Raw genomic sequence first — 10,066 nt, 5'->3', positions numbered from 1 at the left:
CCTGAATAGATGTCCGCGCAGCAGCCTTCCAAGGAAGCCGCTCACGGGGTGCTTCTTTTTTTTGCTTTCTTCCCGTAGTGTCAATTCGCCCAGTCCTGAATACCATGAAAAGGTGATCAAGAGCAGAATCGAGGAGGCGTTGGCAAGTGGAAAAGGTGGAAGCGAAGAAAATCTGTAAGGAACACATGCACCGTTATGTATGTGTACAGATGAATGACGGTATGCACTACGATGGCATTATGGAAAATGTGGATGATGAAATGATTTATCTGGCGGTTCCCGTTGGAACAGAAGCTATGGTGAATCATGCGAACTGGGCTCCAAATGCAATGCCGGGAGCGAACTACCCAATAGGTCATACCCGCGGATTTTATCCGGGATACGGGTACCCTACTCCTTATCCGTATTATGGTTATGGCCGTAGACGTTTTAACCGACTGGTGCTCCCGTTATTTGCGCTTACGGCGTTAACTCTTTTACCGTACTATTGAAATTAGAAAATCAGATATAACGACAGTGATTCATTCTCATGCATCTTATAAAATCTCTGAAAAGAACAAGTTTAGGATAAATATGTTTCATTCATGGATACTGTAGAGTATGAAATATAGCGGTCTTATCACATATGGAGTCCAGCCTGATGTATTGCGACAGTCATTGTAATACAAGTGGCAACATACCGAATATCCAAAAGGTCATGCCTTTGCAGAAGCGAACTTCTGTAAGGCATGACCTTTTTGGAGCCTAATTAGTGTAAGAATTGATTGATGGCCAGCATAGACTTCATTTAAAATTCCCTTAAATTAATGCAGATTTCAAATCATCAAGTAAATCTTCAACATCCTCGATCCCGACGGAGATACGAATCAAACCATCCGTGATCCCCAATTCTTGCCGACGTTCATAGGGAATGGAAGCATGCGTCATTCGGGCAGGTACAGAAATTAAACTCTCCACCGCACCCAGACTTTCAGCCAATGTGAAATAACGGACTTTGCTTAACACCTCATCTACTTTTTCGGCACTGCCTACATCAAAGGAAACCATACCGCCATATCCTCTGGCTTGCGTGGATGCCAGCTTGTGCTGCGGATGGTCGGGCAACCCAGGATAATACACCTTGCTCACGGTCGGATGCTGATTCAAAAATGTCACAATCTGCTCTGTATTGCGTTCTTGCGCTTCCATCCGTAGTCCCAATGTTTTTAGACCTCGCATTAGCAACCATGAATCCATGGGTCCCAGAACAGCGCCAATGGCATTTTGAATAAAATGCAGGTCTTCTCCAAGCTGCTCGCTGTTGACAACCGTAAGTCCTGCCACAACATCGCTATGACCGCCGATATATTTCGTTGCAGAATGCAGTACAATATCTGCCCCCAGAGCCAACGGGGTTTGCCAATAAGGCGTACTGAACGTGTTATCCACGATGAACAGCAACTCATGTTGTTTCGACCATTTCGCTACAGCAGCAATATCGGTGACCTTCAGTAACGGATTGGTAGGTGTTTCTACATAAATGGCCTTCGTATTGGATTGCAAAGCCTGCTCCAGTGCCTGTAGTGAGGTGGTATCTACAAAGGTAGACTCGATCCCCAGACGATTCAGCACCTTGGTGAAAATGCGGTAAGTCCCGCCGTAGACATCATCCGTCAGAATGACGTGATCTCCAGTCTTCAACAAAGACAGTACAGCGTGGATCGCAGCCATTCCTGAACTAAAAGCAAAACCGCGAACGCCATCCTCCAGCTCTTTAATGACTTCTTCCAACGCGTGACGGGTAGGGTTGCCAGTACGTGAATACTCGTATCCTTTGTGTACGCCAACCGATTCTTGCTCATACGTGCTTACTTGATAGATAGGTACACTCACTGCTCCAGTGTGTGGATCACCAACAATTCCTGCATGAATTAGCTTTGTTTTTGCTCTCATGTTATTGTCCTCCATTATAGATATTTTGGCTTAAATACCGTTCGCTGCTATCCGGGAAAATAACGACGATGTTACTTCCGGGGGCTGCGTGGCCGGCTTCGTTTAATGCGGCTTGCATAGCTGCACCTGATGAGCTTCCTACCAGTAAGCCTTCCAGCAAGGCTAGATCCTTGACCCGCTCAAAGGCATCTTCATCTGAGATCGTATGAATAGCATCAAAGTAACTTACATCCATAAAAGAAGATAACGTTTCGACGCCTATTCCTTCTGTACGATGTGGTCCCGAGGGACCTCCTGCGAGAATCGAACCCTCAGGTTCGACGATACATGTTTTGATTAACGGGTTTTGCTCCTTCAAATAGCGGGATCCTCCCATAAAAGTACCGCCAGACCCGGCTCCAGCGATATATACATCCACCTGTCCGTTCAAATCACGCCAAATCTCAGGGCCCAGATGTTCATAATGTGCGAGTGGGTTATCCGGATTGGAGAACTGACCTGGGATATACGACCCCGGTATTTCTTTCGCCAGCGATTCCGCCTTGCTTATAGCACCCGTTATTCCTTCTGATGTGGGTGTGTTCACGACCGTAGCTCCAAGAGCTTTCATCAATTGCTGCTTCTCGACGCTGAACTTCTGAGGTACTGTGAAAATGACCTTTAAATTCAGGCCTACAGCCGCCATCGCAAGACTAATTCCTGTATTGCCTGCGGTAGCTTCAATTACTGTTCCACCTGGCTTAACGTCTCCTCTTGCCAAGGCCTGCTCCAATAAAAACTTGCCAATCCGATCCTTCACACTTCCTCCGGGATTCATGAATTCCAGTTTGGCAAATAGACGGATTCCTTCCGGTAATGTATAACGGGTTAATTCAAGCAGAGGCGTATTGCCTATAAGTTCCTGTACATGTTTATAAATGGTCAAATTAACCAATCTCCTTTTGTGCGTTCATTAACCATACATATTTGTTTAATCGGGAAAAGTGCGTGATAAAACCATATTTCGATAAAAGGGTTTGTAAAACATCCATTGTCGTATAGTATTCGGTCCGTAAATCTGTCAGCAGTTCGGTATAGCCTAGAGAAGCTACCTCATCCTCGATCTGATGACGACTCTCCTGATCCTGAAAGATGGTATCCGCAAACACGATTTTTCCATTGGGGCTGAGTAGCTTGGCATATATTGAAATCGCCTGTTCTTTCTCTGCATCCGTTAAATGATGGAAAGCATAGGTGCTCACGATGGCATCGATTGGTTCAGGTAGAGGAGGGAATTCCAGAAAGTCTCCTTCAAACAATTCGAAATTCAGATTCCGCTTCTGCACCTGATGGATCATCCCTTGTGAAGGTTCAACCCCGTATACTTTATGGCCTGCCGCTATCAACTTTTCTGTAAGATTTCCCGTTCCTACGCCAAATTCCAAAATTGTTCCGCTCACCTCTGAGACCACGGTATGAAGGATCTCTTCATAATGCTCAAATACTTCCTGATATTGTTGGTCATGTCCCATCACGGTTTGATCATAATCATTTGACCATTGGTCAAATAAAGCCACAAACTCTCTACCCATTACCTTAATATCCTCGTTGGATTGCCAAGAATAAAAGCAACTATATCAATGGGGATTATATACTATAAAAAGTGTAATTTAAAAGAAAAATATGGAATTTTATGGCTTTAAATCATCAACTCTGTACCTCTTTACTTGACTGATTTCCATGAATTTCTTGAGTTGTTTCTTCACCTGAAAGCCATACATATGGATCGATGAAAGGAAGAGGAACGAAGAGTTTGTTTAGACTGGCTGGCTGTGTGCCTACAGATTGGACGTGGGTTTTTACTTCTAGTATGATAAGAGGGAATACATACAATGGTTTACAAAGGAGGGTATGAACTATGGATTGCTTATTTTGCAAAATTGTAGAGGGCAGCATTCCCTCCAATAAAGTATTGGAGAATGACCATGTTATCGTGTTTCATGACATCCAGCCCGCAGCACCGACACATGTGCTCGTCATTCCGAAGAAACATATTGCTTCCATGAATGAAGTGACTGCAGAAGATCTGCCTTTGATCGGCGAGATTCATCTGGCTGCTCAAGAGGCGGCCAAGCGTCTTGGCGTGGAGGAAACAGGATATCGCTTAATCAACAATTGTGGTAAGGATGGAGAACAAACCGTTCATCATCTGCATTATCATTTGCTGGGTGGTACAAGACTTGGCGCGTTGACAAGCTTGACTGATTCTCACAAATAAACATGCAAACGTGTGCTAATATTGAGTCATTATGCATATGCATTTAATCCATGAATATGTGAACATGGCTCATATAAATAAGTGATCATTACATTGAGGTTGACACCTTTATTACCTTTCGCCTATAATGAAAGATGATGAACCGTGTTATTGCTCTTGGACGGTCTGGTCGGAGGGAGGGAAAACTGGTGTCTGAAACTAAAGTTCGCAAAAACGAGACTATTGATGCTGCACTTCGTCGTTTTAAACGCTCCATCGCTAAAGATGGCGTATTGGCTGAGGTGAAGAAACGTAAGCATTATGAGAAGCCAAGCGTAAAGCGCAAGAAAAAGTCCGAGGCTGCTCGTAAGAGAAAGTTTTAGGAGGATTTTAACTACATGAATCTTAGCGAACGATTGAACGAAGATATGAAGCAAGCGATGAAGAGTAAGGACAAGTTCAGACTCTCCAACATTCGGTTGATTCGTTCGACGATCAAGAATCTTGAAATAGATTTGAAAAGAGATTTGGATGACAACGAAGTGCTTGATATCCTGAGTCGTGAAATCAAACAGCGCAAAGATGCCCTCCAAGAATTTGACAAAGCGGGCCGTGAAGACCTCGCGGCAAATGCAAAAGCGGAAATTGAAGTACTCATCCAGTACCTTCCCGCACAGCTTTCCGAAGAAGAAATTAAAGTTATTGTACAGCAGACCATCCAGGAAACCGGTGCTTCTTCGAAAGCCGAGATGGGGAAAGTCATGGCGGCCCTTATGCCGAAAGTTAAAGGCAAAGCGGACGGCAAACTGGTAAATCAAGCAGTTCAACAATTTCTGCAATAAAGCAAATCAATAAACACCTCCTGACTTGTCAGGGGGTGTTTTTTCCTTGTACAACCTTGATATCCTTGTGACAGGTGGGTTTTTCTTTTTGATGGTTAATATATATTATTATGGATTTATATTCTTGCAATTGAGCTTGTTTTCAAATATAATTTTAAGATTTTGAAACGAAATGTTGCATTGCACGTAATAAATACCATAAGCTGGACAGTATAACATTAATGGAAAAGGGGGGACTATTGTGAAGGGAAAGCGCCGGAAGAAGCTTACGGGGCCATTGATGCTCTTAATGCTGCTGACGCTGTTGCTTCCTGTCTGGATTGGATCACCGTCAGCGCATGCAGCTGAGAAGAGTGGTGCCGTATATATTATTCCGGTTGATAAACCAATCGAGCAGGGACTTGGCAAGTTCATGGAACGCGGGTTCAAGGAAGCGGAAAAAATGAACGCTGGCCTGATCGTTCTTGATATCAATACGCCGGGAGGCCGTGTCGACACTGCGGAAGCATTGGGTACCCTAATTAAGGACAGTCCGATTGAGACGGTTGCATTTGTCCGTGGAGATGCTGCTTCAGCCGGAAGTTTTCTGGCTCTGAATGCAGATAAGATCGTAATGTCACCAGGCAGTATGATTGGTGCGGCGGCAATGGTGGACAGTTCGGGTAAGCATGTTGATGATCCAAAGCTTGTTGCATTCTGGAAGAGCAAAATGCAGGGAGCGGCCGAGATTAGTGGCCGTGATGGCAAAATTGCAGCTGGAATGACGGATGTTAACATGGTTGTGGAGATGCCAGAGATCAATAAAACCAAGCAAAAAGGTGAAATTATTGCTCTCTCGGCTGAAGAAGCGCTGAAAGTCGGTTATGCCGACCACATCAGCAACACACCGGAAGAAGCGGCAACTTGGCTCGGTTACAGTCAGGATGATGTATTTAAGGTAGAACGGACGACAGCAGAGAATATTTCATCTTTTCTTACCAATCCTGTTGTCATGACTGTATTATTGTTCCTCGGAATCGCGGGTGTGATCATTGAATTGATTATTCCTGGTTTTGGAGTTCCTGGTATTGTGGGTATCGTGTGTTTCGTCTTATATTTCTCAGGTAATTACATTGCGGGATTTGCCGGAGCGGAGACATGGGTACTATTTACTGTCGGACTCATCATGATGATTCTGGAGATGTTTATTCCGAGCTTCGGTATTTTGGGGATTTTGGGATCGATTGCGCTTGTGGCCGGTGTTGTAAGGGCTGCTTATGATACCAGTGACGCATTTGTATCTCTGGGTATCGCTTTTGGAGCAGCGCTGGTAGTCATTGCGATCATCTCAATCATCTTTAAGGATCGAGGGATCTGGAATCGGTTCATACTGAGTGACAGTATGTCTGCGGATCGTGGTTATTCATCAGCGACAGAACGCAAAGAGCTGGTGGGTCTGCAAGGAATCAGTCTGACACCGCTTCGTCCTTCTGGAACAGCGATGTTTGAAGGGGAACGAATTGACGTCGTGACCGACGGAGACTTCATTCCGATTGATACACCGATTATTGTGATTAAAGCGGAAGGTACCCGGATTGTGGTTCAGCAAGCATTGCCGGTGTAACTCGCTCTGTTGTCGAAGCGGATCAACGCTTCGGCAATGTACATAACCACGTAGCTGAAGCTGCCAGCGAGGTGGTGCATTCTTTAATTTAGCAGCGGACTTATGATTGTCTTTTCTAAATATTTTTAACAAATTCAAATTGCAAATGGAGGAAATTAAACAATGGACACATCTATGATTACGATTTTGCTCATTGCGGTAGTAGGTATTATCGTATTGAGCGTATTCTTCAGCTTTTTCCCGGTTATGCTCTGGGTTTCAGCGATTGCATCCGGCGTACGCGTAAGTATTATTACACTGGTTGCGATGAGACTGAGACGTGTAACGCCTAGCCGTATCGTAAATCCAATGATTAAAGCAACTAAAGCGGGTCTTAAACTTTCAATGAACCAACTGGAGAGTCACTTCCTGGCAGGTGGTAACGTTGACCGTGTTGTAAACGCTCTGATTGCTGCACAACGTGCGAACATTCCGCTCGAATTTGAACGTGCTGCTGCCATTGACCTAGCAGGTCGTGACGTATTGCAAGCCGTACAAATGAGCGTTAACCCACGTGTTATCGAAACACCGATTGTCTCTGCGGTAGCTAAAGATGGTATTGAAGTTAAAGTTAGAGCACGGGTTACGGTTCGTGCCAATATTGACCGTCTCGTCGGTGGTGCTGGTGAAGAAACGATCATCGCCCGTGTCGGCGAAGGTATCGTAAGTACGAACGGTTCCTCCAATTCTCACAAAGACGTCCTGGAAAATCCGGATCTGATCTCCCGTACGGTATTGTCCAAAGGTCTGGATGCAGGTACTGCTTTTGAAATCCTGTCCATTGATATTGCGGACGTTGATGTAGGTAAAAACATTGGTGCATTCTTGCAAACAGAGCAAGCAGAAGCCGACAAACGAATCGCTCAAGCGAAAGCAGAAGAGCGTCGTGCAATGGCCGTAGCCCAAGAGCAAGAGATGAAAGCACGCGTAGTGGAAATGAGAGCACGCGTTGTTGAATCCGAATCCCAAGTACCTTTGGCGATGTCCGAAGCACTGCGTAGTGGTAAAATTGGTGTCATGGATTACATGAACCTGAAGAATATTGAAGCAGATACTCAAATGCGTAACACATTGGGAAAACCTGGTGAAGGTTCGAATTCCAACGATCAGGGTGATTCCAAAAACGGAAGATAGGCGGTGAGTGCATATGGGCCTATTTGAATGGATTTTTGATAATCTGTATATTGTGGCCGTCATCGGTTTTGCGCTCTTCTCCTTCTTGGGGAAAGCTGCCAAATCGGCTGATCCGAACAAAAAGCGTCCTGCTAACGGGATGCCTACGTTTGGAGGCAGTGGTGATTCAGGCCGGGATGAACGCTCAAGAGATAACTCATCTCCGCAGCAGTCTTCCGGACCTGTCGATCCCCGCTATGATGAACAGTATGACGATCGGTATGATGACGAGCAATATGAGAATCAGTATGATCAGCCGTACTCGGAGCCTGCTGCATCTTCTCGCCCCGCAACTGACTACAGAAGTGAGGGCACGATGAGTGCCATGGAAAATTCACTTGAGGAACAGATGAGAGGCATGGAAGAACAGCAGCGCTTGATTGAAGAACGCTTGAATCGCATCTCTTCTGCGAATCGGCCAGTTGTGTCTGATTCCAGTTGGGATGAGACCAGCATTGATGAATCGGGAGCGTCTCCGCTTCGTCCTGCTGATATTCGCACAGGTGTCCTGTGGGCAGAAGTACTCGGTTCTCCTCGTTCCAAACAGCCGTTTGGTACAAGAGGGAAACTGTAAATAAGTTAAGTTGCTGGACGGAAATAGAGCCGTCTCTGGTGAGCATAAAGCCGCCGGAGACGGCTTTTTCTGTGTTCTATCTTTTTTTCTCAACATTCGTATCTAACACGCCCCGGAATTTTCATAAATTCATGAATCTGCGCATAAGTTGAACTGTAGAGGAAGGGGGAAGACCTTCGAATGACCCGGATCAGCCGCAAGCTGCGCAGATGGACCAGTGAAGTGTTGGATCTGCCGCAGGATGTGCTTTATGATATGCCACGGTTAACCCTGATTGGCAGTAAGCAACTGTATATAGAGAATCATCGCGGTGTCATCCATTTCACGCCGGATCGCATCGTGCTGGCTCTTTCCCAAGGCCAGTTGGAGATCAAAGGGACTGCCTTGGTGATACGCAACATTTTGCCGGATGAAGTAGCTGTTGAAGGAACAATTCTGGATATTCATATGAATGGAGTGGAGGGGAACGGATGAAGCAGCCCAGTCTGTACAAACTGCGGGGAGCAGTCCGAATCACGGTCACTGGGGGAGACATTGAAGCATTGATCAACACGGTGGCAGAGCAGGGACTGGAAGTGTGGAACCTGCGTGCTCACGATGGACGCGTGGCAGAGATGAACATTCTGCTGCCGCATTTTTTCAGGCTGCGTCCGATGTTGAAACGGACAGGCTGCAGAGTTAAAGTGACCCATCGCAGCGGTTTTCCTTTCTTTGCGGCCCGACTATTGCGAAGGAAGTTTTTTCTCGGGGGAATGTTGTTTTTTGTGGCAGCTTTGTTTGCGTTGTCGTCCATGGTATGGAGTGTGGAGGTCAAGGGTAACGTTACCATTCCTACGGACGAGGTGCTCGCAGCAGCGAAGAAAGAGGGGGTATACCCTTTCCAGTGGGGGTTCCGCTTGCAAAGCCAAGACAAGCTCTCCAGACAGCTCGCACTCGCCCTGCCGGATGTAACCTGGATTGGTGTGAGCAAAGAGGGGACAACCATTACCATTCAGGTCGTGGAATCGGCGCAACCGAAGCGCGAGCCATTACTGAATCCCAGACATTTGATCAGCAAAGCAGATGCTGTTGTCACTCAAATCTATGCAGAGCAGGGACGTCCTGTTGTTCAGAAGGACATGCGTGTCAAAAAGGGTCAGGTATTGATCTCTGGTATTCTCGGGGATGAGGAGAACACCAAGACCATTGTTGCCAAAGGGGAAGTTCGTGGACTGGTATGGCGTGAGTATCAGGTAGAAGTCCCGCTTGTTCAAAAACATAACACGATGACAGGTGAGAGCAAAGAACGTTTTTACATGGTGTTGGGGAAATGGGCGATCCAACTATGGGGATATGGAAGTACACCGTTCAGTTCATTTGATACCGAGAGCAATCACAAACCATTGACCTGGCGATCCTTTACACTTCCCATGGGCTGGCTGACAGAGAAGGATCTGGAGACCCGAGAGCATGAGGAACAACAAACGATAGAATGGGCCAGAACAAAAGGATTGGAAGGAGCAAGGAACGATATTATCGCCAAAAACGGCAAAGGAACGAAAATTATAAGTGAAAAAATTTTGCATGAGAAGAAAGAGAATGGTAAAGTTTATATGAAAGTCTTATTTGAGGTAGAAGAAAGCATTGCGGAGGAACTTCCGCTAGTCCATAGTCAAGGAGAATGAGGA

At 45.8% G+C, this 10,066-nt stretch carries 12 protein-coding genes; 9 read left to right on the top strand and 3 right to left on the bottom strand.

All coding sequences use genetic code 11. The annotated features are described in order from the left end of the window. Window positions 1–146: 146 nt before the first annotated feature. A complete protein-coding gene (locus MKX75_RS20605; protein ID WP_339166592.1) occupies window positions 147–491 on the top strand; it encodes a hypothetical protein in 345 nt (114 codons plus the stop codon). A 307-nt stretch (window positions 492–798) separates the two neighbouring features. Here MKX75_RS20605 and MKX75_RS20600 read toward each other — a convergent pair whose 3' ends face one another. The 3 genes from MKX75_RS20600 to MKX75_RS20590 are packed head-to-tail and all read right to left on the bottom strand — an operon-like array spanning window position 799 to window position 3,503. Continuing rightward, the gene (locus MKX75_RS20600; protein WP_339166591.1) at window positions 799–1,932 is read right to left on the bottom strand and encodes a bifunctional cystathionine gamma-lyase/homocysteine desulfhydrase; all 1,134 of its coding nucleotides are present in this window, start codon (window positions 1,930–1,932) and stop codon (window positions 799–801) included. Window position 1,933: 1 nt separating this feature from the next. Then, window positions 1,934–2,857 carry a cysteine synthase family protein gene (locus MKX75_RS20595; protein ID WP_339166589.1) on the bottom strand — a complete coding sequence of 308 codons (924 nt, stop codon included), beginning with the start codon at window positions 2,855–2,857 and terminating at the stop codon, window positions 1,934–1,936. A gap of 1 nt (window position 2,858) precedes the next feature. After that, window positions 2,859–3,503 (bottom strand): class I SAM-dependent methyltransferase, encoded by a 645-nt coding sequence (locus MKX75_RS20590; RefSeq protein WP_339166587.1) that lies wholly within the window; start codon window positions 3,501–3,503, stop codon window positions 2,859–2,861. A gap of 326 nt (window positions 3,504–3,829) precedes the next feature. Between MKX75_RS20590 and MKX75_RS20585 the strand changes: the two genes are divergently transcribed. The 8 genes from MKX75_RS20585 (at window position 3,830) to yqfD (ending at window position 10,063) form a co-directional block, all read left to right on the top strand. Next, window positions 3,830–4,189, top strand: a complete 360-nt coding sequence (locus MKX75_RS20585; RefSeq protein ID WP_076332306.1) for a histidine triad nucleotide-binding protein — start codon at window positions 3,830–3,832, stop codon at window positions 4,187–4,189. A 188-nt stretch (window positions 4,190–4,377) separates the two neighbouring features. Continuing rightward, window positions 4,378–4,551, top strand: coding sequence for a 30S ribosomal protein S21 (gene rpsU, locus MKX75_RS20580; protein WP_005547957.1), 174 nt, complete (start codon window positions 4,378–4,380; stop codon window positions 4,549–4,551). Between the two features lie 15 nt (window positions 4,552–4,566). After that, window positions 4,567–5,010 (top strand): GatB/YqeY domain-containing protein, encoded by a 444-nt coding sequence (locus MKX75_RS20575; protein ID WP_062835503.1) that lies wholly within the window; start codon window positions 4,567–4,569, stop codon window positions 5,008–5,010. Between the two features lie 280 nt (window positions 5,011–5,290). Beyond that, complete coding sequence (locus tag MKX75_RS20570) at window positions 5,291–6,613, top strand: NfeD family protein (RefSeq protein ID WP_339170538.1); 1,323 nt, start codon at window positions 5,291–5,293, stop codon at window positions 6,611–6,613. A 162-nt stretch (window positions 6,614–6,775) separates the two neighbouring features. Further along, complete coding sequence (gene floA / locus MKX75_RS20565; RefSeq protein ID WP_076332307.1) at window positions 6,776–7,786, top strand: flotillin-like protein FloA; 1,011 nt, start codon at window positions 6,776–6,778, stop codon at window positions 7,784–7,786. 13 nt (window positions 7,787–7,799) lie between these two features. Then, window positions 7,800–8,399: a hypothetical protein gene (locus MKX75_RS20560; RefSeq protein ID WP_339166586.1), complete on the top strand. Its 600-nt coding sequence runs from the start codon at window positions 7,800–7,802 to the stop codon at window positions 8,397–8,399. 180 nt (window positions 8,400–8,579) lie between these two features. Next, window positions 8,580–8,873 carry a sporulation protein YqfC gene (gene yqfC / locus MKX75_RS20555; protein ID WP_017687241.1) on the top strand — a complete coding sequence of 98 codons (294 nt, stop codon included), beginning with the start codon at window positions 8,580–8,582 and terminating at the stop codon, window positions 8,871–8,873. Continuing rightward, entirely contained in the window at window positions 8,870–10,063 is a 1,194-nt protein-coding gene (gene yqfD, locus MKX75_RS20550; protein ID WP_076332309.1) for a sporulation protein YqfD, read from the top strand. Before yqfC ends, yqfD begins: the two co-directional genes overlap by 4 nt. Window positions 10,064–10,066 lie beyond the last annotated feature (3 nt).

This window comes from Paenibacillus sp. FSL R5-0341 (genome assembly GCF_037975235.1).
Lineage (GTDB): Bacteria > Bacillota > Bacilli > Paenibacillales > Paenibacillaceae > Paenibacillus > Paenibacillus amylolyticus_A.
The sequence above is the reverse complement of the archived record's forward strand: the minus strand, read 5'-3'. Positions and strand labels throughout refer to the sequence as shown.

What these genes read in the sequence shown, in the direction of transcription:
- MKX75_RS20585 (WP_076332306.1), top strand. Translation starts at nt 3,830, where the DNA reads ATGGATTGCTTATTTTGCAAAATTGTAGAGGGCAGCATTCCCTCCAAT.
- yqfD (WP_076332309.1), top strand. Translation starts at nt 8,870, where the DNA reads ATGAAGCAGCCCAGTCTGTACAAACTGCGGGGAGCAGTCCGAATCACG.
- MKX75_RS20570 (WP_339170538.1), top strand. Translation starts at nt 5,291, where the DNA reads ATGCTCTTAATGCTGCTGACGCTGTTGCTTCCTGTCTGGATTGGATCA.
- MKX75_RS20560 (WP_339166586.1), top strand. Translation starts at nt 7,800, where the DNA reads ATGGGCCTATTTGAATGGATTTTTGATAATCTGTATATTGTGGCCGTC.
- MKX75_RS20575 (WP_062835503.1), top strand. Translation starts at nt 4,567, where the DNA reads ATGAATCTTAGCGAACGATTGAACGAAGATATGAAGCAAGCGATGAAG.
- MKX75_RS20600 (WP_339166591.1), bottom strand. Translation starts at nt 1,932, where the DNA reads ATGAGAGCAAAAACAAAGCTAATTCATGCAGGAATTGTTGGTGATCCA.
- MKX75_RS20590 (WP_339166587.1), bottom strand. Translation starts at nt 3,503, where the DNA reads ATGGGTAGAGAGTTTGTGGCTTTATTTGACCAATGGTCAAATGATTAT.
- yqfC (WP_017687241.1), top strand. Translation starts at nt 8,580, where the DNA reads ATGACCCGGATCAGCCGCAAGCTGCGCAGATGGACCAGTGAAGTGTTG.
- floA (WP_076332307.1), top strand. Translation starts at nt 6,776, where the DNA reads ATGGACACATCTATGATTACGATTTTGCTCATTGCGGTAGTAGGTATT.